A 25,334-nucleotide genomic window follows, 5' to 3' on the forward strand; every position below is an offset into this window, starting at 1 on the left:
CCGTACCGTCGGCGGTCGGTTCGTGATCCATGTGCATCGCGGCTCCCTCGCCTGAATGGCGATCGACTCGGCACATAGCGATCGGATTGAAGGCGACGCCACCCCACCATGCTGGGATCAACGCCCAACCCGTCGCAGGTGCGGTGCCGCACCCAACGTCAGGCCCCGCCCTGCGGCCGCCGGTTGCCTCGCCGCCCCGAACGGAGCATGACGGCGCCCGGATTCGCGCGCGGGCCCGGCCCGCGCCCGAGTCGCCGCGTCCTCCCGAAGCGTCCCCCTTCAGAAGTGCCCGCATGAGCGTCGTCACCCGCATCGCCCGCAGCCGGGCGGCCCAGGAGAGCCTCGGCTTCCTCGGCGCGAGCTACCTGAAGCTGGTGCGGCGCACGAACCGCTTCAGCCTCGATCCGCCCGACGCCTACGAGTGGCTGACGCCGCTGCGGCCCTTCATCGCCGCCATGTGGCACGGCCAGCACCTCATGGTGCCGTTCGTCCGCCGGCCGCAGGACCGGGTCGCCACCATGGTGTCGCGCTCCGTCGATGGCGGTGTGAACACCGCGGTGCTCGAGCGCTTCGGGGTCAGGGTCATGCGCGGCTCGGGCGCGCGACGCGCCAGCGACGTTTGGGCGAAGGGCGGGGTCCAGGCCCTGCGCGGCTGCCTCAAGGCGCTGGAAGACGGTGAATCGGTCGCCTTCAGCGCCGACGTGCCGAAGGTGTCGCGGCGCTGCGGCGAGGGCATCGTGATGCTGGCGCGGCTCTCCGGCCGCCCCGTCGTGCCGACCGCCGTGGTGACGAGCCGCTACCTGCAGTTCGACAGTTGGGACCGGGCGAGCCTCGGCCTGCCCTTCGGCCGCGGCGTGATGGCCTTCGGCGAGCCGATCGCGATCGCCCGCGACCTCGACGCGGACGGCGTCGAGGCGGCGCGCCTGCGCATCGAGACCGACCTCAACGCCGTCCATGCCCGCGCCTTCGCGCAGGTCGGCCGGGTCGACCCGGTGCATACCCGAAAAGGGGCGCCGGCCCGATGAGGCGCGAGGACGTGCCGGCGCTGCTGCGCGCCTACCATTACGGGTTGATCGCCGGGGAGCCGGCGCTCGCGGGCCTGCTCGCCTGGCGCCGCCGGCGCGGCAAGGAGGACCCGGTGCGCCTGCCCGAGCGCACCGGGCGGCCCGGCAAGCCGCGGCCCGCCGGCCCGCTGGTCTGGGCCCACGGCGCCAGCATCGGCGAGGCGTTGTCGCTCATCGGCCTCGTCGAGCGCCTGACCCGGCGCGGCTTCACGGTGCTGGTCACCTCCGGCACCCGGACCTCGGCGGCCCTGCTGGCGCGGCGGCTGCCCCGCGGCGCCCTCCACCAGTTCGCCCCCCTCGACGCGCCGCGCTACCTCGCCCGCTTCCTCGACCATTGGCGGCCGGACCTGGCGCTCGTCGCCGAATCTGAACTCTGGCCCAACACCATCCTGGCCCTGCACGAGCGCGAGGTGCCGCTGATCCTGGTCAACGGGCGGATGTCCGAGCGCTCGGCCCGCGGGTGGTCGCGCACCCCGGGCATCGCCCGGGCGCTCCTGTCGCGCATCGCGCTCTGCCTCGCGCAGACGCAAGACGAAGCCGAGCGCTTCGCGCGGCTCGGCGCCCCCCGGGTCGAGCTCGGCGGCAACCTGAAATTCGATGCCGCCGCGCCGCCCGCCGATCCCGAACTGCTGCGCCAGCTCGCCGGGGTGATGGCCGGGCGGCCGGTCTGGCTTGCCGCCTCGACCCATCCGGGCGAGGAGGCCGCCGCCACCGCGGCCCACCGGGCGCTCAAGCGCCGCTATCCCGACCTCCTCACCATCGTGGTGCCGCGCCATCCCGAGCGCGGCCCGGCCATCGCCGCCGACGCGGTGGCGGCGGGCCTCAAGGTCGGGCGCCGCGCGACCGGCGGGCAGCCGCACGACAAGGTCGATCTCTACGTCGCCGACACGGTGGGCGAGCTCGGCCTGTTCTATCGGCTCTGCCCGCTGGTCTTCGTCGGCGGATCCCTCGCCCGCCACGGCGGCCAGAACCCGATCGAGCCGGCCCGGCTCGGCGCCGCGGTCCTGTATGGGCCGCATGTGCGCAACTTCGCCCAGGTCTACGGCGCGCTCGACCGGGCCGGCGGCGCCCGGATCGTGCGCGACGGGCAGGAGCTGACGGCGGCCATCGGCCAGCTCCTCGCCGACGCGAACGCCCGCCGGGCCATGGCCCGGGCGGGGGCTGCCGCGATCGAGGCGGCCGGGGGCGCCACCGACCGGGCGATGGCGGCGATCGAGCCCTTCATCTGCCAGTTGAAGATCGCCGGCCGGTTCGCCTCGTGATCCGGGCGCCGGGCTTCTGGTGGCGGGAGGAGCCGGCGCCGGCGGCCCGGCTGCTCGCGCCGGTCGGCGCCGTCTACGGCGCGCTCGCCGCCCGCCGGATGGCGCGGGTGGGTGAGGCGGCGCCCTGCCCGGTGGTCTGCATCGGCAACTTCACCCTCGGCGGCGCCGGCAAGACGCCGACGGCGCTCGCGGTGGCGGCCTGCTTACGCGATCTCGGCCGGCATCCGGTCTTCCTGAGCCGGGGCTATGGCGGGCGCCTGCCAGGCCCGGTGCGGGTCGATCCCGCACGGCACGAAGCGGCCGAGATCGGCGACGAACCGTTGCTGCTCGCCCGCGCCGCCCCGGCGATCGTCGCCCGCGACCGGGTCGCGGGGGCGCGGGCCTGTGCGGCGGCCGGCGCCGACACGATCGTGATGGATGACGGGTTGCAGAACCCGAGCCTCGCCAAGGACCTGGCGATCGCGGTGTTCGACGGCGCCGTCGGCCTCGGTAACGGGCGGGTGTTTCCGGCGGGCCCGCTGCGGGCGCCGGCCGCGATGCAGTGGGGCCACGTCCACGCCGCCCTGGTGATCGGCGAGGGCGAACCCGGCGCGCGGGTGCGGGCCGCGGCGCGGGAGCGCGGCCTGCCGGCCCTGCGCTGCCGGCTCGTCGCGGACCCCGCCGCGGCCGAGGCTCTGCGCGGGCGCCGGGTCCTGGCCTTCGCGGGCATCGGCCGGCCCGAAAAGTTCTTCGCGACCCTGCGGGAGATCGGGGCCGACCTGCGCGAGACCCGCGCCTTCCCGGACCACCACGCCTTCACCGCAGCGGAGGCCGAGGCCCTGGCGGCGGAGGCCGCGGCGAAGAACCTCCTGCTGGTCACCACCGAGAAGGACCGGATGCGCTGGCCGGCCGCGCGGCCGGTGACGACGCTGCCGGTGGTCCTGGCCTTGGACGAACCCGAGGCCTTCCGCGACCTGCTACGCGGTCTTTGAGGTCTGGCGCAGGCGCACCATCACGGCGTCGGGATCGGCATAGGCCTCCTGGCGCTCGACGCTCCAGTAGCGCAGGGCATCGAGGGGGATCTCGACCCCGGTCACCGCGCAGCGCACGAACCGGCCGGGCTTCACCACCCGCAGGTTGCTGTCGCCATACTCCACGACGGCCTCGCCGGACCCGCCGCGCTCGAACCGTCCGAGCATCGAAACTTCCTTTCCGCGTCAGAGAATGCGGGTGTAGGGCGCGCCGTGCGGCTTGTCGACGGGCTCGACGGAGGGCGCTCGGGCAGCCATGATCCGGCCCCGACGTCATGCGGCCACCGGGACGAGGATGGAACCGACCGACACCCTTTTCTCCGCAGCCTGCGCGGCCCAGGCCCGCGCCCACGCGCCCTATTCGCGCTTCCGCGTCGGTGCGGCGATCCGCGACGAGGCCGGCGCGGTCCATGCCGGCTGCAACGTCGAGAACGCCGCCTATCCGGTCGGCACCTGCGCCGAGGCCGGCGCCATCGCGGCGATGATCGCGGGCGGCGGCCGGCGCATCGCGGCGATCCTGGTGCTGGGCGACGGCGAGGCGCTGGTCACCCCCTGCGGCGCCTGCCGCCAGCGCATCCGCGAATTCGCCGCCCCCGACACGCCGGTCCACGTCGCCGGGCCGCAAGGCGTGAGGCGAACCTTCACCCTCGACGAGTTGCTGCCCGCCTCGTTCGGGCCGGACAACCTCGCGTGAGCGCCCCGCCCGACGATCCCCGGGTCACTGACGCCGCCGCCTTCCTGCGGGCGCGCGGGTTCGACGGTCCCTTCGCGCTCGCCCTCGTCACCGGCACCGGGCTCGGGCCCCTGGCGGACAGGGTCGAGGACCCGGTCGCGATTCCCTACGGCGAGATCCCGCATTTCCCGGCCTCCGGCGTCTCGGGCCATGCCGGGCGGCTGGTGGCGGGGTGCCTCGGCGGGCGGCGCGTGCTGCTGTTCCAGGGCCGTGCCCACCCCTACGAGCACGGCGATGCCGCGGTCATGCGGGTGCCGGTCGGCGTGGTGGCGGCGCTCGGTGCGCCGCCGCTCCTCCTCACCAACGCGGCCGGCTCGCTCCTGTCCGAAGCCGGTCCCGGCCGCCTCGCGCTCATCACCGACCACATCAACCTGTCGGGGATGAACCCGCTCACCGGCGAGCCCTCCGACGCCCGCTTCGTGCCGATGGTCGATGCCTACGATCCCGGGCTTCGGGCGGCGCTCGCCCGCGCCGCTGCGGCGAGCGGGGTGCCCCTGCACGAGGGCGTCTATGCATGGTTCTCGGGGCCGAGCTTCGAGACCCCGGCGGAGATCCGGATGGCCAAAACCCTCGGCGCCGACCTCGTCGGCATGTCGACGGTGCCGGAGGTGATCCTCGCCCGGTTCTACGGCCTGCGGGTCGCGGCACTCTCGCTCGTCACGAACTACGCCGCGGGTTTCGAAGCCGGCGCCCCGCATCACGCCGAGACCAAGCGGGTGGCGGCGCAAGCCGCGGAGGATGTCGGGCGGCTGGTGACGGCGCTGCTCTCCGGCGACTTCCAGATGTCGTCCTGACGTCGATGAGAAATCCCTTCCCGCCCACGACCTCATCCTGAGGTGTCAGTCCATCGGAGATGGACTGACCTCGAAGGAGGGCTCCAGGAACCGCCGAGACTTCTGGAGCCCTCCTTCGAGGCTCCCGTTGGTCGCACCTCAGGATGAGGTCGTGGGCGGGACAGGACAGGGACCCGCGCCACTGTCTCCGCCGACCGGACACGCTCTGCTCTCTCTCCCCGGGACCGCCTCATGACGCTGCTGCCGCAGGAACTGATCCGCCTCAAGCGCGACGGCCACGCACTGCCGCCGGACGCCATCGAGGCCTTCATCGCCGGCCTGACCGCGAATCGCGTCACCGAGGGGCAGGCGGCGGCCTTCGCCATGGCGGTGTTCTTCCGCGGCCTGTCGCTGCCGGAGCGGGTGGCGCTGACCCGGGCGATGATGCGCTCGGGCACGGTGCTGACCTGGGACCTGCCCGGTCCGGTGGTCGACAAGCATTCGACCGGCGGCGTCGGCGACACGGTGAGCCTCCCCCTCGCCCCGATGGTGGCTTCCTGCGGCGGCTTCGTGCCGATGATCGCGGGCCGCGGCCTCGGCCATACCGGCGGCACCCTCGACAAGCTCGACAGCATCCCGGGCTACGTCTCGCAGCCGGAGGTGGACCTGTTCCGGCGCGTCACCCGCGAGGTCGGCTGCGCGGTGATCGGCCAGACCCCGGACCTCGCCCCCGCCGACCGGCGGCTATACGCCATCCGCGACGTCACCGGCACGGTCGAATCCCTCGACCTGATCACCGCCTCGATCCTGGCCAAGAAGCTCGCCGCCGGTCTCCAGGGACTCGTGATGGACGTCAAGGCGGGGTCCGGCGCATTCATGGCGAGCACCGAGGCGGCGCGGGAGCTCGCCGAGAGCCTGGTCACGGTGGCGAACGGCGCCGGCCTGCCGACCCGCGCCCTCCTCACCGACATGGACCAGCCGCTCGCCTCCGTCGCCGGCAATGCCGCCGAGGTGGCTTATGCCATCGACTATCTGACGGGCCGCCGGCGCGAGCCGCGCTTCCACGCCGTGACCCTGGCGCTCGGCGCCGAGATGCTGGTCCTCGGGGGCCTGAGCCCCGACACGGCCGAGGCGACGGCGCGCCTGGAGGAGGCCCTGGCGTCGGGCCGCGCCGCCGAGACCTTTTCGCGGATGGTGGCGGCGCTCGGCGGCCCTGCCGACCTCGTGGCGCACCCGGAGCGCCACCTGCCGGCCGCCCCCGTGATCCGCCCGGTCGTGCCGCCCCAGGGAGGCCGGGTCGCCGCCATCGCCACCCGGGCGATCGGCGTCGCGGTGATCGGGCTGGGCGGCGGCCGCACCCGCCCGGAGGACCGGATCGACCACGCGGTGGGCGTCACCGATCTCGCCCCGGTCGGTGCCGAGGTCGGGCCGGACCGGCCGCTGGCGATGGTGCAGGCCCGCAGCGAGGCGGAGGCCGAGCGGGCCGCGGCCGACATCGTGGCGGCGTACCGGATCGGCCCGGAGGCGGTGGCGGAGCGAGATGTCGTCTTGGAGCGGATCGGGTGATGGGGCACTCAGGCGCACGAGTCGTGGGGCGGTGCGGGCAAAGGAGGAGCGCGGGAATTTCTCCTCTCCCCGCGGGCGGGGAGAGGGCCGTGTTCCTGTCCAGGGAACACGGCAAGCGAAGGCGCAGCCGAAGCGGGGGTGAGGGGGTGGTTCCGGAGGAGTCTCATCCGGAACCACCCCCTCACCCCCGCCCTTCGGGCTCGCTGCATCCCCTGAACGGGGACGCAGCCCTCTCCCCGCCCGCGGGGAGAGGAAGACGCCCGCGCGTCTCGGTTTCCCCGGCCAGCCCTGAACACATCGGGTGAGCGACGCCCGCCCCCCTGCCCCGCCGGCCAAGGCCTCCGGCCTGCGCCGCCACCGCGCCCTGATGGCGCGCCTCGCCGCCGGACCGGCGCCGGAGGCGGTGATCCTCGGCGACTCGCTCGCCGCCGGCTGGCCCGGGCGGGATCTCGATTGGGCCACCGGCCACCCCACGCTCAATCTCGGCCTGCCCGGCGACCGGGTGCAGACCACACGCTGGCGCCTCGCCGCGATGGCGGCCTTCGCGATCAGACCCCGCCTCGCGGTGGTGATGGTCGGCACCAACAGCTTCGCGGATGGCGTTTCCCCTGAGGCCATCGTTGCCGGGCTCGGTGCCCTGGTGGTGCTCCTGAGGGCCGCCTGGGCCCCGCCGTTGATCGTGCTCGCCACCGTGCCGTGGCGCGAGCCCTCCTTCGGGCGGAGCGAGGCCGGCCGTCTCGCGCTCAACGCCGCGATCGGCGAGTTGGCCCGAATCGACGCCCTGGCCCTCCTCGCCTGCGACGCGGCGCTTGGTCCCGATCCGGCCACTAGCCTGGAGGCCGACCGGCTCCATCTCAATCCCCGCGGATACGCCGCGCTCGGCGCCGCCCTCGCGTCCCTTGTGCGTCCTTGCCTGCCGCGTCCCGGCTAATTCGGTCGCCGGCCCCGCGACTGTCATCGGAACGTCACGAGCGCGGCCGACACGCACGCCATTCCCAAAGGACAGGACCAAGCCCGATGGATTTCCACCGCCGCTTCACCGTGCTGATGTGCACGCCGGCCTTCGATCCGGACGACCTGGAGGGCGTGCGCGTCAACCAGATCGTGGCGGCGGTCGAGCATCGCGGCTTCGAGGTGGTGCGGGCCCGGCGCGTCGAGGACGCGGCGATCGCGGTACAGACCGATGCGGCGGTCGGCTGCCTGGTGGTGGATTGGGGCAAGCGCGGCCTCGACGGCAAGGCGGCGGCGCTCATCGACATGATGCGCAAGCGCGGCCTCGAGATGCCGATCGTCATCATGGTCCGGCGCAAGCGCCTGGAGGACATCCCCGTCGAGCTGCTCGACTTCATCGACGGCTACATCTTCCTCGCCGAGGAAACCCCCGAATTCATCGCCCGCGGCCTCGTCAGCCGGGTGACGCAATATGCCGAGACCCTGAAGACCCCGTTCTTCGGGGCGCTGGTCGATTACGCCGAGAAGGGCAACCAGCTCTGGACCTGCCCCGGCCACAACGGCGGCATCTTCTACAACCGCTCGCCGATCGGCCGCATCTTCGTCGAGCATCTGGGCGAGGCGATCTTTCGCGACGACCTCGACAACTCGGTCCTCGATCTCGGCGACCTCCTGACCCACGAGGGCCCGGCGCTCAAGGCGCAGAAGGAGGCGGCCCAGATCTTCGGGGCCGAAAAGACCTACTTCGTGCTCAACGGCACCTCGGCCTCGAACAAGATCGTGCTGTCCTCGCTGGTGGCCGAGGACGATCTGGTTCTGTTCGACCGCAACAACCACAAGGCGGCGCATCACGGCGCGCTGTTCCTCGGCGGCGGCATCCCGATCTTCCTGGAGACCGACCGCAACGCCTACGGGCTGATCGGCCCGATCTTCCACGAGGCGCTGGACGAGGACAAGATCCGCCGGAAGATCCGCGACAACCCGCTGGTCAAGGACAAGGAGGCCTGGCGGCGCGAGCGGCCGTTCCGCGTCGCGGTCATCGAGCAATGCACCTATGACGGCACGATCTACGACGCCCGCGAGATCGTCGCCAGGATCGGGCACCTCTGCGACTACATCCTGTTCGACGAGGCCTGGGCCGGCTTCATGAAGTTCCATCCGCTGTTCCAGGGCCGCTACGCCATGGGGCTGACGGGGCTGGACGAGACCTCGCCCGGCATCATCGCCACGCAATCGACCCACAAGCAGCTCGCGAGCTTCTCCCAGGCCTCGCAGATCCACACCAAGGACGGCCACATCCGCGGCCAGACGAGGCGGGTGGAGCATCGGCGGCTGAACGAAAGCTTCCTCGTCCACGCCTCGACCTCGCCGTTCTACCCCCTCTTCGCCTCCCTCGACGTCGGCGCCCAGATGATGAAGGGGCGATCCGGCATGATCCTGTGGGACGATACGATCCGGCTGGGCATCGAGTGGCGCAAGAAGGTGCGGGCGATCCGCAAGGAATTCGAGGAGAACGAGCGCGACCCCAAGCGCCGCTGGTTCTTCGATCCCTTCGTGCCCGACCTGGCGACGGGCGCGGGCGGCGCCGAGGTGCCGTGGGAGAGCCTGCCGACCGACGAGCTCGCCTCCGACGCGCGCCACTGGGAGCTGAAGCCCGGGGCCGGCTGGCACGGCTTCACCCATGTCGCGCCGGGCTATGCCATCACCGATCCGAACAAGCTGACGGTGCTCACCCCCGGCTTCGACCGTCGGACGGGTGAATATACCGAGCACGGCGTGCCGGCCCCGATCGTCGCCCAGTACCTGCGCGAGAACCGCATCGTCCCGGAGAAGAACGACCTCAACTCGCTGCTCTTCCTGCTGACACCGGGCGTCGAATCGTCGAAGGCCGGCACGCTGATCTCGGGCCTGGTGGCGTTCAAGCGCCTGCACGACGACAACGTGCTGCTCGAAGAGGCGATGCCGGAATTCGTCCGGCGCCGGCCGCAACGCTATGGCGGCGTGCGCCTGCGCGACCTCTGCGCCGATTACCACGCCTTCCATCGCCAGGCCGGCACCTCGGGGCTCCAGCGCAAGCAGTTCATGCCCGAGCACCTGCCCGAGATGGTGATGCCGCCGAAATCCGCGGCGCAGATGCTGACCCGCAACAACGTCGACTTCGTACCGATCGCCGAGGCCGAAGGACGTGTCGCCACCACCCTGATGCTGGTCTACCCGCCGGGCATCGGCACGGTGCTGCCGGGCGAGCGGCTGGACGAGCGGGCGAAACCCATGCTCGACTACTTCAAGATGTTCGAGGCCGCCGCCAACCTGTTCCCGGGCTTCGAGGCCGAGATCCAGGGCGTCTACCGCCAGGTCGAGCCGGATGGGCGCATCCGCTTCTATACCTACGTGCTGCGCGAGGGCCGCTGATGGACTCGGTGCCTTCGCAGCCCGGGATCGTGATCCGCCCGTCGACCGATGCCGACGTCGCGGCGATGATCGAGATCTACGAGCACCACATCCGCCACGGCGTCGGCGATACCGGCGACTTCGAGGAAGACCGGCTCCGGCCGGACGACCTCAAGCGCCGGCGCAAGAACATGCGGTCGAAGCGCCTGCCCCACCTCGTGGCCGAGCGCCACGGGATGGTGGCGGGCTACGCCTACGCGGTGCCGTTCCGCAAGCGGCCGGCCTACCGCTACACCCTCAAGCACTCGATCTACGTCCATGCCGGCCATCTCCATGCCGGCATCGGCCGGCGCCTGCTGCCGGCCCTGATCGAGGCCTGCGCGGCGGGCGGCTACCGCCAGATGATCGGCTACATCGACGCCGAGAACGAAGCGTCCTTGCGCCTGCACGAGGCTTGCGGCTTCACGCGTGTCGGTCATCTGCCGGCCGTGGCCTACCGCCACGGCCGCTGGGCCGACAGCGTGATGGTGCAATGCCCGCTCGGCACCGGGGCGTCGGACCAGCCCTCGACCTGGCGGCAGGAGGCGGTGGCGGAAGGTGCGCGGACCCCGTTGCCGGAGGCGTGAAAGCGAGGCGCAGGGCCGAGCCCTGCGCCTCCCGCGCTTCCGCTTCCCGCCCCGAGCGTCGTAAGCTCCTCCCCACGTGCAGGCCGAACGGCCGCCGCCAGGGAGGAACCGACGTGAGCACCCAGAGCCGGAGCGTTGCCCGATGATGACCCCGATGTCGCGCCGGGTGATGAATCTCGCCCATTCCCTCACCCAGGCCGCCGCGCGCCACGCGGATCGGCCGGCCATCATCTGGGGCGGGCGGAGCTGGAACTGGGCTGAGTTCGACGCCCGGGTGTCGGCGCTGGCCGCTTCACTCAGGCAGCGCGGGATCGCCAAGGGCGACCGCCTGTTGGTCCATGCCCGCAACGGCAACGCCATTCTCGAAACGATGTATGCCGCGTTCCGGCTCGGCGCGGTGTTCGTGCCGACGAATTTCCGGTTGATGCCGAGCGATGTCGCCTACATGGCGCAGCAATCGGGCGCGGCCGCCTTCCTGTGCCACGCCGATTACCCCGACCACGTCGCCGCCGTGCGGGAGGCCCGACCGGACCTGGCCCGCATCGTCGTGATCGGCGAGGGCCCGGCCGAGGGCGAGGCCTACGAGACCCTGCTGGACGAGGGCGCGGGCCAGACGGTGGCCAATGTCGCGGTCGAGCACGACGACCCGTGCTGGTTCTTCTACACGTCCGGCACCACCGGCAAGCCGAAGGCCGCGGTGCTGACCCACGGCCAGATGGCCTTCGTGATCACCAACCACCTCTGCGACCTGATGCCGGGCACGAGCGCGGAGACGGATGCCTCCCTGGTGGTGGCGCCGCTCTCGCACGGGGCCGGGGTGCATGCGGTGACGCAGATCGCCCGCGCGGTGACCTCGGTGCTGCCGGGCTCCGACCGCTTCGACGCCGCGGAGGTCTGGGGCCTGGTGGCGCGCCACCGGGTCACCAACATGTTCACCGTGCCGACGATCCTGAAGATGATGGTCGAGCACCCGGCGGTCGAGTCCAACGACCATTCCTCGCTGCGATACATCATCTATGCCGGCGCGCCGATGTACCGCGAGGACCAGAAGCGGGCGTTGCGCACGCTCGGCAAGGTCATCGTGCAGTATTTCGGCCTCGGCGAGGTCACCGGCAACATCACGGTGCTGCCGCCGGCCCTGCACGAGGCCGAGGACGGCCCAGGCGTGAAGATCGGCACCTGCGGCTTCGAGCGCACCGGCATGCAGGTGCAGATCCAGGACCCGGAAGGACGCGAGGTCGCGCCGGGCGAGACCGGCGAGATCTGCGTCTGCGGCCCGGCGGTCTTCGCCGGCTACTGGGAGAATCCCAAGGCCAATGCCGAGGCGTTTCGCGACGGCTGGTTCCGCACCGGCGATCTCGGCACCCTCGACGCGGATCGCTTCCTCTACATCACGGGTCGCGCCTCCGACATGTACATCTCGGGCGGCTCGAACATCTATCCCCGCGAGATCGAGGAGAAGATCCTGGCCCATCCGGCGGTGGCCGAGACGGCGGTGCTCGGCGTGCCGGACCCGACCTGGGGCGAGATCGGCATCGCGGTCTGCGTGCCGCGGGAGGGCATGGCGCTCTCCGAGGACGACGTGATGGCGTTCCTGTTCGACAAGGTCGCGCGCTACAAGCTGCCCCGGCGGGTCATCCTGCGCGAGTCGCTGCCGAAATCCGGCTACGGCAAGATCACCAAGAAGATGGTGCGGGAAGAGCTGGAGGCGGCGGGCCTCATCGGCGAGAGGGCTTGAAGGGTGAGCGCGACGCCGGCCTTCACCACCCTCGTCCAGCCCGGACCGGAGCGACCGGAGCGCTGGCTTGCCGCCACGGGTCCCCTCCTCCACCGGGCCTTCGATCTCACGCCGGGACGCACGCTGCTCGACGCCGTCGCCGGGCCGCTCGCCGGCATGCGGGGCGGCGTGGTGCATCTCACGGGCGGGAGCTTCTCGCCCTTCGCCTACGTGATGCCGGCCCTCTCCGCCGATCCGCGTTTCGCCGCCTATTACAGCGAGACCTACCGGCCGGCGGGCGAGACGCGGCTGGAGCGGGCGAGCGCCACCTTCGGCGAGCGCGACGGTGCGTCCTTCCTGCACGTCCACGGCACCTGGATCGAGCCCGACGGACGCCGCCGGGCCGGCCACCTGCTGCCGGCGGAGGTGGTGGTGGCGCGACCCGTCCGGGCCGAGGCCTGGGGTACGGCGGGCGCAGCCTGGCGGGTCGAGCCGGATGCCGAGACCAACTTCTCGCTGTTCACCCCGGCGCCCCTGGCTTCCGGCGGGACGGGCTGCCTGCTGCTCAAGATCCAGCCGAACGAGGAGATTCACGCGGCGATCGAGGCGGCGGCCCGGGCGCATCGCCTGACGGCGGCACGGGTCCGCGGCATCGGCAGCATCGTGCGGCCGGCCTTCGCCGACGGGCGGGTGATCCCGACGATCGCCAGCGAGGTGCTGATCCGCGACGGCGCCGTGCGGCCGGGGCCGGAGGGCGGCCTGGTCGCGCATCTCGACATCGCGGTGGTGGATGTGGCGGGGGACATCCACGAGGGTGTCTTGAAGCGAGGCACCAACCCCGCCTGCATCACCGTCGAGCTCACCCTCACGCCGGAGTGAGGCTCTCACGCTCGACGCCGTAGACGTGCACGAGTTCGTCGCGGCCCCGCGCCGGCGCGTGGATCACCTCCTCGCGCCGGAAGACCAGGCCGCAGGCCCGCATCACCGCGAACGAACCCGCATTCTCCGGCTGGGCACTGGCCTCGATCCGGTCGACGTCGAGCCACGCGGCGGCGACCGGGAGCAGGGCCGTCGCCGCCTCGCGCAGGTAGCCCCGGCGCTGATGCGCCTCGCCGAGCCAGTACCCGAAGGTGGCGGTTTTCGGATCCTCGCGGGTCCGGTGCAACATGATCCAGCCGAGGAATTCGCCGGTGTCGCGGGCGGTCACCGCGAGGGAGAGCCCCTGTCCGGCCTCGGCGAGGTCGCGCGCCAGGGCGATCCGCTCCCGCGCCATCGCGACGGTGAAGGGGAGCGGCCAGAAGGCGAGCCACCGGCTCACCGCCGGGGTCATCAGGGCGCTGGTCGCCTCCGCGTCCTCGAGGGCGACGAGCCGCAGATGGAGGCGGGGGGTGTCGAGGGTGGGAGGAGCGCCGGTCATCGCGGCAGCGTAGCAGGGATTTCCCTTTGGGAAATGGGTGGCGCTGCACTTGCGTGGCGGATGAGCGGCCCGGGGGCAGGAAGGGGGCGGGAACCCTCCTCTCCCCGCGGGCGGGGAGAGGAGAAACCCACGTCCTGTCCGCGACGGTCTCGCCGCTCAGAACAAGCTGTACTGCCCACCCTTCTGCAGCGGCACCCTGAACAGATCCGTCCGCAACCGCACCCGCTCCGCCGGATACCCGAGCCGGGTCATCGTCACCCGCATGCGCTGGTCGAGCAGGTCCGCGTAAGGCCCGGTCCCGGTAAACCGCCGGCCATACGTCGCATCGTAGACCTTGCCGCCGCGGCTCTGCGCGAGGAGCGAGAAGGTCCGCCCGGCCCGATCGGGAAAATGCTCGGCAAACCAGTCGCGCATCAGGTCGGCGAGTTCGTGCGGCAGGCGGAGCAGCACGCCGCCGGCTTCGCTCGCACCCGCCTCGCGGGCGCGGGTCAGAACGGCCTCGATCTCGTGGTCGTTGAGGCCGGGGATCAGCGGCGCCACCAGCACCATCACGGGCACGCCTGCCGCGGCGAGCGCCCGGATCGCCGCCAGGCGCTTCTCGGGTCGCGGGGCACGCGGCTCCATCCGGCGGGCGAGGTCGGGATCGAGGGTCGTGACCGAGAGGGCCACCTTCACCAGCCCTTGCGCCGCCATCGGCGCCAGGATGTCGAGGTCGCGCAGCACGAGGTCGGACTTGGTGACGAGGCCGACCGGATGGCGGAAGCGGGCCAGCACCTCGAGCACGCCGCGGGTCAGGCGGTAGCGCCGCTCGATCGGCTGGTAGGGATCGGTGGCGGTGCCGAGCGCGATGGTGCGGGGCGCGTAGCCCCGGGCCGAGAGTTCCCGTTCGAGCAGGGCCGCCGCGTCGGGCTTGGCGAACAGCTTGGTCTCGAAGTCGAGCCCCGGCGAGAGCCCTGCATAGGCGTGGTTCGGCCGGGCGAAGCAGTAGACGCAGCCATGCTCGCAGCCGCGATACGGATTGATCGAGCGGTCGAAGCCGATATCGGGCGACGTGTTGCGGGTGATGATGCTGCGTGCCCGTTCCAGCGTCACCTCGGTACGCAGAGGCGGCAGCTCGTCCTCGATCTCCCAGCCGTCGGCGAAGGCCTCGCGGGCGGCGGGCTCGAACCGGCCGGTCGGGTTGGCGGTGGCGCCGCGCCCGCGGCGGCTCTCCGCCGCCGGGGTCGACCCGGCGAGGCGGCGCGCCGCCCGCCCGCATCCCGATTCCATTCCGACCTCCCGCACACGCACGGCCGTGGTTAGAACAAAACAGGAACGATCACAAGGGAGAATAAATTGCCAACGATCGAGGCAGGACGCGCCGCCTCCTATCCGCTATGGCGCCATCATGTTCACGGCTGCCATCCATCTCCCCGGCGCGATCGATCCGGAGCGCATCGACGCCCTCGCCGACACCCTGGCGGCCCTCGTGGCCGGCGTCGCGGCGGGCGTGGTGGGCGATGCGGTGATCGCAGCCGAGCATCCGGACGATCCGGAGGTCGCCACCATGGCCGAGAGCACCGGCGCGGCCCTGGTGGCGCGGGGGCCGAGCCCCTGGGTGGCGGCGGCCGGATTGGCGCGCCGTCCCTGGATGCTGTGCCTGGAGGCCGGCGACGTGCCGGCGGAGGGCTGGATTCGGGTGCTCGACCGGTTCGGCGCCACGGTACAAGCGGAGGCGGTCGGCCGCCTGCGCCGCCCGCACGCCGCCCTGTTCGAGCGGATCGCCGGACGGCGCGAGTCGCTGACGGGCACCCGGCAGGTGCGGGCCGGCGACCTCGTGCGGGTGCAGGCCCTGCGGGCGGGTCTGCCGCTCAAGGCCCGCCTGCCGGTCAGGCCCCTGCGGGGGTCGCTGCTGCGGAGCTAGAGTATCGCCCGATTGCGTTGCGATCGGACGCTGCTCTAGATCTTTGATTGTGACGCATTGTCTAAGACGAACCGGTACCCACTTCGTCGGAAAATGCTTTCGCGGCGCCCCGCTTCAGGTGCTCGTCGAGGCGCGGCATGATCTCGACGAAGTTGCACGGCCGGTGCCGGTAATCGAGCTGGGCCGCCAGGATGCCGTCCCAGGCGTCCTTGCAAGCGCCGGGCGAGCCCGGCAGCACGAACACGTAGGTGGCGTTCACGACTCCGGCCGTGGCCCGCGACTGCAGCGTCGAGGTGCCGATCTTGTCGTAGGAGATGCGGTGGAAGACGGCGGAGAACCCGTCCATCCGCTTCTCGAACAGGGGCTCCAGCGCCTCCGGCGTCACGTCGCGGCCGGTGAAGCCGGTGCCGCCGGTGGTGATGACCACGTCCACGCCCGGATCGGCGGCCCAGGCCTTCACCTGGGTGCGGATCGCTTCGACCTCGTCCGGCACGATCGCCCGGGCGGCGAGGCGGTGCCCCGCCGCCGTCATGCGCTCGGCAAGCGTGTCGCCCGAGCGGTCGTCGGCCGGCGTGCGGGTATCCGAGACGGTGAGCACCGCGATCGACAACGGCACGAAGTCCCGGGCTTGGTCGAGGCGGCCTTGGTCAAGATCTGGCATCAGAGCTGCGAGGCCCGGAAGGTGTCGCAGGACTGGGTCTGGCCGCTGCGGTAGCCGGTCTGGAACCAGCGCATGCGCTGGGCCGAGGAGCCGTGGGTGAAGGAATCCGGCACCACGTAGCCCTGGCTCTGCTTCTGGAGCTTGTCGTCGCCGATGGCGCTCGCCGCCTGCATCGCCTCCTCGATGTCGCCGGGCTCGAGCGAGTTGAAGCGGTCGTTCGAGTTCTTGGCCCAGACGCCGGCGAGGCAATCGGCCATCAGCTCGACGCGGACCGAGAGGGCGTTCGACTCGCGCTCGCCGACCTGCTGCTGCTTCTGCTGCACCTTGGGCAGGATGCCGAGCACGTCCTGGACGTGGTGGCCGACCTCGTGGGCGATCACATAGGCATAGGCGAAATCGCCCTTCACGTGGAACTTCTGCTCCATCTCCTTGAAGAAGGTGGTGTCGAGATAGACCTTCTTGTCGAGCGGGCAGTAGAACGGGCCCATGGCCGCCCGGGCCTGGCCGCAGCCGCTGCGGGTGCCGCCGGTATAGAGCACCATCGTGGTCGGGGTGTATTGGCGCCCGGTCTGGTTCGGCAGAACCGTCTTCCACACGTCCTCGGTGTTGCCGAGGATCGCGGCGGCGAACTTGCCGGACTGGTCGGTGGGGGCGCCGGTGCGCCGGTCGGGCTGCTGGCCCTGCTGCTGACCTTGTTCCTGGGGCGCGCGTGGGCGCGTCATCTGCTCGGCGCCGCCGATCAGGATCGCCGGGTTGATGCCGGTGACCCAGCCGATGATGCACAGGATGACGATGGTGCCGATGCCGAGCCCCCCGGCGCCGCCGCCCGGGAAACCGAATCCGCCGCCACCGCCGCCCTCGCCGCGGCGGTCTTCGACGTTGTCGGAGGAGCGAAAATCTTCCCAGCGCATGGTCTGCTACCCGTCGGCCCGTGAACCTTGGCCGCGACGGCTACGCGGCGCAGGCGAAAGGCTCAAGAGTAATCGACGGGAGCCGGCACGGTTCCGCTTCGCCGCACATGGCGTCGATCACGGCGCGCCCTCGTCGAGGGCCGCCCGCAGAGCCCGGAAGTCGCGCCAGGCAAGACGCTTCTGCAGCGGCTGGCGCAGCAGGTAGGCCGGGTGCAGGGTGGCGAGCAGCCGGATCTCGCGCTTGTCGGTCCGGTAGGGGAACCACCGCCCTCGCGACTTCAGGATGCCGTCCTTGGTCCCGGCGAGCGCCTGGGTGGCGACGCCGCCGAGGCAGACCAGGATGTCGGGATCGGCCAGCGCGATCTGCCGCTCGATGAACGGCTTGCAGGTCGCGAGTTCCTGCGGGGTCGGGTTGCGGTTGCCCGGCGGGCGCCAGGGCACGACGTTGCCCACATAGGCGTTGGTCCGGTCGAGCCCGATCGCCGCCATCATCCGGTCGAGGAGCTGGCCCGAGCGACCCATGAACGGCTTGCCGATCCGGTCCTCGTCCGCCCCCGGCGCCTCGCCGACGAACATCACCCGCGCCTGCGGGTTGCCGTCGGCGAAGACGAGGTTCTTGGCGGTGAAGCGGAGCGCGCAGCTCTCGAACCGGCCAAGCAGGCCTTCCAGCTCTTCCAGGCTCGCGGCGGTGGCGGCGAGTTCGCGGGCGTCGCCTGCCGCCTCGCCGGGAGCGGCCGCGGCGGAACGGCCGTAGGTGCTGGCGGCCTCCGCCCGCGGCGCCTCGCGCACCGCCTCCCTACGGGGAAGCTCCCGGCGAGGAACCTCTTGTCCGGGAGCTTCTTGCCTATCAGGCGCCGCCCAGCTGGGCTCGTCATTCGCGGACGGAAGCGGCCGAGACGGCGCCTCGGACGCTGTAGCCTCCGCCCGGACGGCGCGACGCGGCGCTTCCGGCTCGGCGAAGCGGTCGTGCGGCGTCTCGTCCAGCGCGGCATCGACGCCCGCCGCGACGTGGAAGTCGAGGAAGGAGAGCAGGTCGCGGCTGTCGGGAGCGTCGGGCGTCATCAGTGTGATGTGGCGTGCTGCACGGCTGTGGACAACAGGTGCGACAGGGCGCGCACAGGCATTCTCGCGGGCGCGGCCCAGGCGCAGGCGCTTGCACCCAGGGACACGCCGTCGCACGGTCCGGCCATTGGGACCGCTTGAGGCGGCCCGAGATCGTTTATATGTGAACTATCCAGAGACCAGGGGAGGACCAGGATGGAGCTGCCGGAACGCGAGGCGATGGACTTCGACGTGGTGATCGTCGGAGCGGGCCCGGCCGGGCTGGCTGCTGCCATCCAGCTGAAGCAGCTCGCCAGTGAGGCCGGCACCGAGGTGTCGGTGGTGGTGGTCGAGAAGGGCAGCGAGGTCGGCGCCCATATCCTGTCCGGTGCGGTCATCGACCCGAGCGGGCTCGACTCCCTGGTCCCCGGCTGGCGCGAGGACCCGGACCGCCCCCTCAAGACCGAGGTGGTGAAGGACGAGTTCATGTTCCTCGGGCCGGCGGGCGGCGTCTCGCTGCCGAACATCGCCTTCCCGAAGCTGATGAGCAACCACGGCAACTTCGTCGGCTCGCTCTCGAACGTGACCAAGTATCTCGGCCGCAAGGCGGAGGAACTCGGTGTCGAGATCTATCCGGGCTTCCCGGCCGCCGAGATCCTGTACGACGACGCGGGAGCCGTCGTCGGCATCGCCACCGGCGACCTCGGCATCGCCCGCTCGGGCGAGGCGCGGGACGACTTCACCCGCGGCATGGAGCTGCGCGCCAAGTACACGGTGTTCGGCGAGGGCGCCCGCGGCTCGCTGACCAAGAAGCTGATCGACCGCTATCGCCTCAACCAGCATTCCGACCACCAGAAATATGGTCTCGGCGTCAAGGAACTGTGGCAGGTCAAGCCGGAGAAGTTCCGGCCCGGGCTGGTGCAGCACTCGATGGGCTGGCCGCTGCCGAACAAGGCCGGCGGCGGCTCCTGGCTCTACCATTTCGACGACCACCTGGTGTCGGTAGGATTCGTCACGCACCTGAACTACGAGAACCCGACCCTGTCGCCGTTCGAGGAGTTCCAGCGCTTCAAGACCCACCCGATGATCCGGGACGTGTTCGAGGGCGCCAAGCGCATCGGCTACGGCGCGCGCGCGATCATGGAGGGCGGCTGGCAATCGGTGCCGAAGCTCGTCTTCCCGGGCGGCTGCCTCGTCGGCGACTCGGCCGGCTTCGTCAACGTGCCGCGCATCAAGGGTTCGCACAACGCGGTGCTGTCGGGCATGCAGGCCGCGGGCGCGATCCACGAGGCGCTCGCCGCCGGCCGGGCCCAGGACGAGCTGACCTCCTACGAGGAAGGCTGGCGGTCGAGCCCGATCGGCCACGACCTGAAGCGGGTGCGCAACGTCAAGCCGCTGTGGTCGAAGTACGGCACGGTCGTCGGCGTCGGCCTGGGGGGCCTCGACATGTGGCTCAACGAGCTCGCCGGCCTGTCGCTGTTCGGCACGCTCAGCCACGGCAAGCCGGACTACGCCTGTACCAAGCCGCTCAAGGACGTGAAGCCGATCAAGTACCCGAGGCCCGACGGGGTGCTGACCTTCGACCGTCTCTCGTCGGTCTACCTGTCGAACACCAACCACGAGGAGGACCAGCCGGTCCACCTCCAGGTCAAGGACATGGGCCTGCAGAAATCCTCCGAGCACGACGTGTTCGGTGGGCCGTCGGGCCGCTACTGCCCGGCCGGCGTCTACGAGTGGATCGAGGAGGGCGGAGCGCCGCGCTACCAGATCAACGCGCAGAACTGCGTCCACTGCAAGACCTGCGACATCAAGGACCCGAACCAGAACATCAACTGGGTGACCCCGGAAGGTCCGGGCGGTCCGAACTACGTGAATATGTGAGAAAAAGGGTGGGTTATCTTCGCGAGCCCACCCCGTTTTTACCTCACAGGGTCATTCCGGGGCCGCGCAGCGGAGCCCGGAATCCAGAACCGCGGATGGCTCAGAATGAAGCGGCGATCGGCCCGCCGTTTTCGGAAAGACCTGCGGTTCTGGATCCCGGGCTCCGCTTTCGCGGCCCCGGGATGACGCGGAGGGTGTGACAAACCGGGTCGCGAACGACGTCCGCGACCCTTCCTCACGCCGCCCGGACCGTCGCGAGGAACCGCCCCACCTCCCCGCGCAGGTGCTCGGACTGGCGCGACAATTCACTCGCCGCCGACAGGACCTGGCTCGCCGCGGCACCCGTCTCGTCGGCCGCCCCTGCGACCTGGGCGACGCTGCCCGTGACTTCGCCGGTGCCCTTGGCGGCCTCCGAGACGTTGCGGACGATCTCCTGGGTCGCCGCACCCTGTTCCTCCACCGCCGCCGCGATGGCAGTGCTGGCTGAGCTGATGTCACCGATCTGCCCGGCGATGCCGCCGATCGCCGCGACCGCCTGCTCGGTCGAGCCCTGGATACGGGCGATCTGGTCGGCGATCTCCGCCGTGGCGCGGGCGGTCTGGCCGGCGAGTTCCTTGACCTCCGCCGCCACCACCGCGAAGCCCCGTCCCGCCGCGCCGGCCCGCGCCGCCTCGATCGTGGCGTTGAGCGCCAGCAGGTTGGTCTGATCGGCGATGGTCGAGATCAGCCCGAGCACGTCGCCGATCCGCGCCGCGCCCTGGCGCAGCTCGTGGACGAGGTCGGCGGTCGCAGCAGCAGCAGCCGCGGCGCTCCGGGCCATCTCGGCCGAGGCGCCGATCCGGCAGCCGATCTCGCTCACCGATGTGCCGAGTTGCCCGGCCGCCGCCGCGACCGTCGCGACGTTCGAGGAGGCCTCCTCGGCAGCGGCGGCGACCTGGGTGCTCTGGTCGGCCGTGCGCCCGGCGATCTCGCTCATGCCGCGGGCGGTGGCCTCCATCTCGGCGGCCGCGGCGGTCACCGCCGCGAGGACGCCGCCGACCGAGCCCTCGAACCGGTCGGCGAGGTCGCGCAGGGCCGCGCGGCGCTGTGCCTCGGCACCGAGGCGGGCGATTGCCGCCTCCTCTTCCACGGCGGCGGCGCTGGCGAGGCCGTCGCGCAGGCGCACCATCGCGGTTGCCATCGCGCCGATCTCGCTGCGGGGCGAGGCTGCCGGCACCGTGACCGCGAGGTCGCCGGCGGTGAGGCGGCGCATGGCTTCGATCATCCGGGCGAGCGGCCCGGTCACGCCGCGCACCAGCAGGAGCGCACCGCCGCCGACCGCCGCGCAGGCCCCGGCGAGGATCGCGAGCGACGCCAGGAACCAGGTCTCGCCGGCCCGGCTCTCCGCCGCCACGATCGCGCCGAGGGAGGCGGTCGCCGCTTCCCGCGCCCGGGCGATGCCGGCGACGACGTCGCTGGCTCGGGCGAACCACTCCTCGGCCGTCATCGGATAGGGCTCGCGCGCGGCGCCGGCCCGCAGCACCGCCGCCCGGGTCGCCTCGAATGCCTCGACCCGGCGGGAGGCCGCCGCCAGCGCGTCCCGGAACTCCGGCGAGAGGGCGGGCGCGGAGGCGCGGGCCTGGGCCAGCGCCGCGTCGACGCGCCCGGCGAGGGCCGCCAGGGCACGGACCTGGTCCACCGCCAGCACCTGGCGCCCGGCGATCGCCGCGTTGAGCCGCCCGCGCTCGCGCCCGGCGAACTCGCTCGCATCCCAGAGCGCCCGCTTGATGTCGAGGCCGTGATGCAACGCCCCCGGCAGCGAGCCGGCGATGCCGGCCCGCACCGCGTCGAACAGGGCCTGCTCGCGGGCGATCACGCCGGTCGCGGCCGGGAACCAGGACGCCGCGAGGTCGGAATCGGGCGAGCCGGCCAGCACGCGGTCGACCCGCCGGCGCAGGGAGGCGAGGTCGCGGCGCGCCTCGTCGAGGGCGGCCACGGCCTTCGACACCGCATCGTCCTGGCGGAGATCATGCAGGGCGGCCGAGAGCCTGCGGTCCCCCTCCTCGCGCAAGCTTGATAGCGCCGGACGTTCCGCCTCCGCCGGCGGCTTGGCGAGCCAGCCATTGGTCAGCCCGCGCTCGGCCGCCAGCGAAGCCGAGGCGGCGGCGAGCCCGTCAGTCACCCGGTTGGCCTCCGCCGCACGTCGCATGATGTCGGCCCGGTTCCACGCCTCGATCACCTGCAAGGCAGTCAGCCCAAGAAAGAGGCAGCCGATCAGGCCCAGGATGAGGAAAATTTGTCTACGCAGCGACATATCCGGAAACTCGGCCGAATGACTTGACCCATCCCCTCTTCCTATCGCGATGATTGCTTAACATTGGTCTTACAACCGGCGCTCCGAACGGCATTACGGGCAGTTGCAGCCATCCCGCCGCCGCCGCGCGCGCCGGCCCCCGACACATCGCCGCCGCCGTTTGGTCTTGCCGCTGCCCCGCGCAGGGTCCAATGTCGCGCCGATTTCGCGTGCCGGCTCCGCGGCCGGCGCGATCACGGAGCCACGAGTTTGGTGCTCAAGACCCGAATCCCTGCCCCCCGCCGCGGATCGGCGCGCGCCGCGCTGGCCCTGTTCCTCGCCGCCTCGACGGCGCCGGCCCTCGCGGCGCGGCTGCCGGCGCGGGAGATCGCTGCCCCGCAGGCCTACGAGCCGGCGGATTCGCTGGAAGGCAACTTCCTCGCCGCCTACATCGCCGGCGCCTCCCGCGACACGGCGGCCGCCGCCACCTATTACCGCGAGGCGGTGAAGGGGGATCCCCGCAACGCGGAACTCCTCGAACGCTCCTTCGTGGCCCTGCTCGCCGACGGTTCCCTGCCGGAGGCTTTCCGCGCCGCCGAGCGGCTGACGGCGCGGGACGGGGCCAACGGCCTCGCCCAGCTCGCGCTCGGCGTGCAGAAGATCAAGGCCAAGCAATTCGCCGCGGCGCGCCAGAACCTCCAGCGCGGCGGCAAGGGCGCGGCGGCCGACCTGACCTCGACGCTTCTGACCGCATGGTCCTATGCCGGGGCCGGCGAAGGCAAGAAGGCGCAGGAGACCATCAACAAGCTCAAAGGCGAGCGCTACTACAACGTCTTTCGCGACTACCACGCGGGCCTGATCGCCGCGCTCGTCGGCGACAAGGTCGAGGCGGAGCGCCGCCTGAAATCGGCCTACGACGCCGACCGCAACACGCTTCGCATCGTCGACGCCTATGGCCGCTTCGAGGCGGATTCCGGCCGGCCCGACCTCGCGGTGGCGGCCTACCAGGAATTCGACAACGTCCTGCCGCGCCACCCGATCGTGCGCGACGCCCTCGACAAGCTGAAGGCCGGCAAGCCGCTCACCCCGCTCATCACCTCGGCCCAGGAAGGCGCCGCGGAGGTGCTCTACGGCCTCGGCTCGGCCGGGACCTCGCAGGGCGACGAATTGCCGGCGGTGGTGTACCTGCGCCTCGCGCTCTACCTCGCCCCCGAGCATTCGCTCGCGCTGCTGACGCTGGCCGACACGCTGGAGCGGATGAAGGCGCCCGACCGGGCGAACGAGGTCTTCGCCCGCATGCCGGCGAGTTCGCCGCTCAAGCTCAACGCCGACATCCAGATCGGCCTCAACCTCGAGCAGATGGGCAAGGGAGAGGAAGCCCTCACCCATCTCGACCAGGTCGCCAAGACCTATCCCAACGACATCGACGTGATCTCGGCGCTCGGCAACGTCCAGCGCTCGCGCAAGAAATACGCCGAGTCGGCCCAGACCTACACCAAGGCGATCGACCTGATCGGCGACCAGCCGGCGCGCAACTACTGGACCCTGTACTACTTCCGCGGCACGTCCTACGAGCGCGCCAAGGAATGGCCGAAGGCCGAGGCCGACCTGAAGAAGGCGCTGGAGCTGGTGCCGGCGACGCAGCCCAACGGCCGCGCCCAGGTGCTGAACTACCTGGCCTATTCCTGGGTCGACCAGAACATGAACATCGACGAGGCCTTCCGCATGCTGAAGCAGGCGGTCGACCTCCAGCCGCGCGACGGCATGATCATCGACAGCCTCGGCTGGGCCTATTACCGCCTCGGCCGCTGGGACGATGCGGTGCGCGAGCTGGAGAAGGCGATCGAGCTGAAGCCCGGCGACCCGACCATCAACGACCACCTCGGCGACGCCTATTGGCGCTCCGGCCGGCGGCTCGAGGGCAAGTTCCAGTGGCAGCACGCCAAGGACCTGAACCCCGAGCCTGAGGACCTGGCGAAGATCGAGGCCAAGCTGAAGGACGGGCTGCCGGAGCTGGAAAAGCCCGCCGCCACCGCCGAGACCCAGCCCGCCCCGGCGCCGCAGCCCGAGATGCCGAAGGGCGCTCCGGCCCCGACCGAGCCGCCGGCGATGGGCACGGAGACGAAGAGCGGGGGCTGACGCCCCCTCCCCTTCGACCATCGAGATGAGAGTGTGGGCGCGGTGCCGAAGGGCGCCGCGCCCTCTGCCCGTTCAGAGAGACGTCCCCGTGCCTTCCCTCGCCACCCGCGCGCCCGCCAAGATCAACCTGACCCTACACGTGCTCGGCCGGCGCCCCGGCGACGGCTACCATGCCCTGGAGAGCCTGGTGGTCTTCGCCGGCTCGTCTGCGGGCGACCTCCTCACCCTGGAGCCGGGACCGGCGCTCGATCTCACTGTCACCGGCCCGACCGCCGGTCCCGCCGGCCCGACCGACGACAACCTGGTGATGCGGGCGGCCCGCCACCTCGCCGCCGGGATCCCGGACTTGAAGGTCGGACGGTTTCACCTGCTGAAGCGCCTGCCGGTGGCGGCGGGGATCGGCGGCGGCTCGTCGGATGCAGCCGCCGCCCTGCGCCTCCTCGGGCGCCTCAACGGCTTGGGGCCCGATCACCCGGCCCTGATGGCTGCGGCGCGGCGCACCGGTGCCGACGTACCGGTCTGCCTCGATCCGCGGGCCCGGATGATGCGCGGTGCCGGCGAGGCGGTCGGCCCGGCGCTGGCCCTGGCGGCCCTGCCGGCGGTGCTGATCAATCCCGGCGTGCCGGTCGAGACGGCGCCGGTCTTCCGCGCGCTCGGGCTCAAGGTCGGCGAGGCGCATCCGCTCGCCGGGGAGCCCCATCCGGCGATCGACGGTGCGCACGGTCTCGACGCGCTGCTCGCCCGCATCCTGCCGGCCCGCAACGACCTGGAGGCTCCCGCCCTCACGGTCGCGCCGGTGATCGGCGACACGCTCGCGGCCCTGCGCGACCAGCCGGATTGCCGGCTCGCCCGGATGTCGGGCTCCGGCGCCACGGTGTTCGGGCTGTTCGGCCACCGCTCGGCGGCGATGGCGGCCGCTCGGGCGATCGCGGCGGCGCAACCGGGCTGGTGGGTGCGGGCGACGCTGCTGCGCTAGAGCCGCGCCGCCCTCCCCATCTCGGGTTCGACCGGCCCGG

General features: G+C 71.8%; 22 protein-coding genes. 15 read left to right on the top strand and 7 right to left on the bottom strand.

What is annotated here, in order from left to right; genetic code table 11:
* Positions 1-293: 293 nt before the first annotated feature.
* From HBB12_RS27730 to lpxK, 3 genes are read left to right on the top strand one after another with little or no spacing between them, the layout of a single operon-like run.
* On the top strand, positions 294-1,025 hold the full coding sequence (locus HBB12_RS27730) for a lysophospholipid acyltransferase family protein (protein WP_236992313.1): 732 nt from the start codon (positions 294-296) through the stop codon (positions 1,023-1,025).
* Positions 1,022-2,326: a 3-deoxy-D-manno-octulosonic acid transferase gene (locus tag HBB12_RS27735; protein ID WP_236992314.1), complete on the top strand. Its 1,305-nt coding sequence runs from the start codon at positions 1,022-1,024 to the stop codon at positions 2,324-2,326. Before HBB12_RS27730 ends, HBB12_RS27735 begins: the two co-directional genes overlap by 4 nt.
* The gene (gene lpxK / locus HBB12_RS27740; protein WP_236992921.1) at positions 2,326-3,297 is read left to right on the top strand and encodes a tetraacyldisaccharide 4'-kinase; all 972 of its coding nucleotides are present in this window, start codon (positions 2,326-2,328) and stop codon (positions 3,295-3,297) included. Before HBB12_RS27735 ends, lpxK begins: the two co-directional genes overlap by 1 nt.
* Here the strand turns inward: lpxK and HBB12_RS27745 are convergent.
* On the bottom strand, positions 3,283-3,504 hold the full coding sequence (locus HBB12_RS27745) for a DUF2093 domain-containing protein (protein WP_236992315.1): 222 nt from the start codon (positions 3,502-3,504) through the stop codon (positions 3,283-3,285). The two genes, lpxK and HBB12_RS27745, sit on opposite strands and share 15 nt — an antisense overlap.
* Before the next feature lie 127 nt (positions 3,505-3,631).
* Here HBB12_RS27745 and HBB12_RS27750 point away from each other — a divergent pair, with 127 nt between their 5' ends.
* The 8 genes from HBB12_RS27750 (at position 3,632) to HBB12_RS27785 (ending at position 12,972) form a co-directional block, all read left to right on the top strand.
* Positions 3,632-4,030: a cytidine deaminase gene (locus HBB12_RS27750; protein ID WP_236992316.1), complete on the top strand. Its 399-nt coding sequence runs from the start codon at positions 3,632-3,634 to the stop codon at positions 4,028-4,030.
* The gene (locus tag HBB12_RS27755; protein WP_236992317.1) at positions 4,027-4,863 is read left to right on the top strand and encodes a purine-nucleoside phosphorylase; all 837 of its coding nucleotides are present in this window, start codon (positions 4,027-4,029) and stop codon (positions 4,861-4,863) included. The genes HBB12_RS27750 and HBB12_RS27755 overlap by 4 nt, the downstream gene beginning before the upstream one ends.
* A 231-nt stretch (positions 4,864-5,094) precedes the next feature.
* Positions 5,095-6,408 (top strand): thymidine phosphorylase, encoded by a 1,314-nt coding sequence (gene deoA, locus HBB12_RS27760; RefSeq protein WP_236992318.1) that lies wholly within the window; start codon positions 5,095-5,097, stop codon positions 6,406-6,408.
* Positions 6,409-6,709: 301 nt separating this feature from the next.
* Positions 6,710-7,339 (top strand): SGNH/GDSL hydrolase family protein, encoded by a 630-nt coding sequence (locus HBB12_RS27765; protein WP_236992319.1) that lies wholly within the window; start codon positions 6,710-6,712, stop codon positions 7,337-7,339.
* An 86-nt stretch (positions 7,340-7,425) separates the two neighbouring features.
* A complete protein-coding gene (locus HBB12_RS27770; protein ID WP_236992320.1) occupies positions 7,426-9,771 on the top strand; it encodes an Orn/Lys/Arg family decarboxylase in 2,346 nt (781 codons plus the stop codon).
* Complete coding sequence (locus tag HBB12_RS27775; protein ID WP_236992321.1) at positions 9,771-10,376, top strand: GNAT family N-acetyltransferase; 606 nt, start codon at positions 9,771-9,773, stop codon at positions 10,374-10,376. The genes HBB12_RS27770 and HBB12_RS27775 overlap by 1 nt, the downstream gene beginning before the upstream one ends.
* Before the next feature lie 145 nt (positions 10,377-10,521).
* The gene (locus tag HBB12_RS27780; RefSeq protein ID WP_236992922.1) at positions 10,522-12,114 is read left to right on the top strand and encodes an acyl-CoA synthetase; all 1,593 of its coding nucleotides are present in this window, start codon (positions 10,522-10,524) and stop codon (positions 12,112-12,114) included.
* Between the two features lie 3 nt (positions 12,115-12,117).
* The gene (locus HBB12_RS27785; RefSeq protein ID WP_236992322.1) at positions 12,118-12,972 is read left to right on the top strand and encodes a PCC domain-containing protein; all 855 of its coding nucleotides are present in this window, start codon (positions 12,118-12,120) and stop codon (positions 12,970-12,972) included.
* On the opposite strand, the gene HBB12_RS27790 is transcribed toward HBB12_RS27785, so the two are convergent.
* Positions 12,959-13,510 (bottom strand): GNAT family N-acetyltransferase, encoded by a 552-nt coding sequence (locus tag HBB12_RS27790; protein WP_236992323.1) that lies wholly within the window; start codon positions 13,508-13,510, stop codon positions 12,959-12,961. The two genes, HBB12_RS27785 and HBB12_RS27790, sit on opposite strands and share 14 nt — an antisense overlap.
* 156 nt (positions 13,511-13,666) lie before the next feature.
* Entirely contained in the window at positions 13,667-14,779 is a 1,113-nt protein-coding gene (locus HBB12_RS27795) for a PA0069 family radical SAM protein (RefSeq protein ID WP_236992324.1), read from the bottom strand.
* A 118-nt stretch (positions 14,780-14,897) separates the two neighbouring features.
* On the opposite strand from HBB12_RS27795, the gene HBB12_RS27800 reads away from it, so the two are divergent.
* Complete coding sequence (locus HBB12_RS27800; protein ID WP_236992325.1) at positions 14,898-15,413, top strand: hypothetical protein; 516 nt, start codon at positions 14,898-14,900, stop codon at positions 15,411-15,413.
* 61 nt (positions 15,414-15,474) lie between these two features.
* On the opposite strand, the gene moaB is transcribed toward HBB12_RS27800, so the two are convergent.
* The 3 genes from moaB to HBB12_RS27815 form a co-directional block, all read right to left on the bottom strand.
* The gene (moaB, locus tag HBB12_RS27805; protein ID WP_236992326.1) at positions 15,475-16,074 is read right to left on the bottom strand and encodes a molybdenum cofactor biosynthesis protein B; all 600 of its coding nucleotides are present in this window, start codon (positions 16,072-16,074) and stop codon (positions 15,475-15,477) included.
* A complete protein-coding gene (ypfJ, locus tag HBB12_RS27810; RefSeq protein WP_236992327.1) occupies positions 16,074-16,985 on the bottom strand; it encodes a KPN_02809 family neutral zinc metallopeptidase in 912 nt (303 codons plus the stop codon). The genes moaB and ypfJ overlap by 1 nt, the downstream gene beginning before the upstream one ends.
* Before the next feature lie 117 nt (positions 16,986-17,102).
* Positions 17,103-18,047: a uracil-DNA glycosylase gene (locus tag HBB12_RS27815; RefSeq protein WP_236992328.1), complete on the bottom strand. Its 945-nt coding sequence runs from the start codon at positions 18,045-18,047 to the stop codon at positions 17,103-17,105.
* Positions 18,048-18,242: 195 nt separating this feature from the next.
* Here HBB12_RS27815 and HBB12_RS27820 point away from each other — a divergent pair, with 195 nt between their 5' ends.
* Positions 18,243-19,907: an electron transfer flavoprotein-ubiquinone oxidoreductase gene (locus HBB12_RS27820; protein WP_236992329.1), complete on the top strand. Its 1,665-nt coding sequence runs from the start codon at positions 18,243-18,245 to the stop codon at positions 19,905-19,907.
* A gap of 235 nt (positions 19,908-20,142) precedes the next feature.
* Here HBB12_RS27820 and HBB12_RS27825 read toward each other — a convergent pair whose 3' ends face one another.
* Entirely contained in the window at positions 20,143-22,200 is a 2,058-nt protein-coding gene (locus tag HBB12_RS27825; protein ID WP_236992330.1) for a methyl-accepting chemotaxis protein, read from the bottom strand.
* Positions 22,201-22,452: 252 nt separating this feature from the next.
* On the opposite strand from HBB12_RS27825, the gene HBB12_RS27830 reads away from it, so the two are divergent.
* Both HBB12_RS27830 and HBB12_RS27835 read left to right on the top strand, forming a co-directional pair.
* On the top strand, positions 22,453-24,318 hold the full coding sequence (locus HBB12_RS27830; RefSeq protein ID WP_236992331.1) for a tetratricopeptide repeat protein: 1,866 nt from the start codon (positions 22,453-22,455) through the stop codon (positions 24,316-24,318).
* 88 nt (positions 24,319-24,406) lie between these two features.
* Positions 24,407-25,294 carry a 4-(cytidine 5'-diphospho)-2-C-methyl-D-erythritol kinase gene (locus HBB12_RS27835; RefSeq protein ID WP_236992332.1) on the top strand — a complete coding sequence of 296 codons (888 nt, stop codon included), beginning with the start codon at positions 24,407-24,409 and terminating at the stop codon, positions 25,292-25,294.
* Positions 25,295-25,334: the final 40 nt, after the last annotated feature.

Origin of the sequence: Methylobacterium sp. SyP6R (assembly GCF_019216885.1) — a bacterium.
In the GTDB taxonomy this organism is placed as follows: Bacteria; Pseudomonadota; Alphaproteobacteria; order Rhizobiales; family Beijerinckiaceae; genus Methylobacterium.

Excerpts from the sequence above, each read along its gene's own strand:
- deoA (WP_236992318.1), top strand. The coding sequence starts at position 5,095 with ATGACGCTGCTGCCGCAGGAACTGATCCGCCTCAAGCGCGACGGCCAC.
- HBB12_RS27815 (WP_236992328.1), bottom strand. The coding sequence starts at position 18,047 with ATGACGCCCGACGCTCCCGACAGCCGCGACCTGCTCTCCTTCCTCGAC.
- HBB12_RS27800 (WP_236992325.1), top strand. The coding sequence starts at position 14,898 with ATGTTCACGGCTGCCATCCATCTCCCCGGCGCGATCGATCCGGAGCGC.
- ypfJ (WP_236992327.1), bottom strand. The coding sequence starts at position 16,985 with ATGCGCTGGGAAGATTTTCGCTCCTCCGACAACGTCGAAGACCGCCGC.
- moaB (WP_236992326.1), bottom strand. The coding sequence starts at position 16,074 with ATGCCAGATCTTGACCAAGGCCGCCTCGACCAAGCCCGGGACTTCGTG.
- HBB12_RS27775 (WP_236992321.1), top strand. The coding sequence starts at position 9,771 with ATGGACTCGGTGCCTTCGCAGCCCGGGATCGTGATCCGCCCGTCGACC.
- HBB12_RS27820 (WP_236992329.1), top strand. The coding sequence starts at position 18,243 with ATGGAGCTGCCGGAACGCGAGGCGATGGACTTCGACGTGGTGATCGTC.
- HBB12_RS27735 (WP_236992314.1), top strand. The coding sequence starts at position 1,022 with ATGAGGCGCGAGGACGTGCCGGCGCTGCTGCGCGCCTACCATTACGGG.
- HBB12_RS27770 (WP_236992320.1), top strand. The coding sequence starts at position 7,426 with ATGGATTTCCACCGCCGCTTCACCGTGCTGATGTGCACGCCGGCCTTC.
- HBB12_RS27750 (WP_236992316.1), top strand. The coding sequence starts at position 3,632 with ATGGAACCGACCGACACCCTTTTCTCCGCAGCCTGCGCGGCCCAGGCC.
- HBB12_RS27795 (WP_236992324.1), bottom strand. The coding sequence starts at position 14,779 with ATGGAATCGGGATGCGGGCGGGCGGCGCGCCGCCTCGCCGGGTCGACC.
- HBB12_RS27825 (WP_236992330.1), bottom strand. The coding sequence starts at position 22,200 with ATGTCGCTGCGTAGACAAATTTTCCTCATCCTGGGCCTGATCGGCTGC.
- HBB12_RS27745 (WP_236992315.1), bottom strand. The coding sequence starts at position 3,504 with ATGCTCGGACGGTTCGAGCGCGGCGGGTCCGGCGAGGCCGTCGTGGAG.
- HBB12_RS27780 (WP_236992922.1), top strand. The coding sequence starts at position 10,522 with ATGACCCCGATGTCGCGCCGGGTGATGAATCTCGCCCATTCCCTCACC.
- HBB12_RS27790 (WP_236992323.1), bottom strand. The coding sequence starts at position 13,510 with ATGACCGGCGCTCCTCCCACCCTCGACACCCCCCGCCTCCATCTGCGG.
- HBB12_RS27730 (WP_236992313.1), top strand. The coding sequence starts at position 294 with ATGAGCGTCGTCACCCGCATCGCCCGCAGCCGGGCGGCCCAGGAGAGC.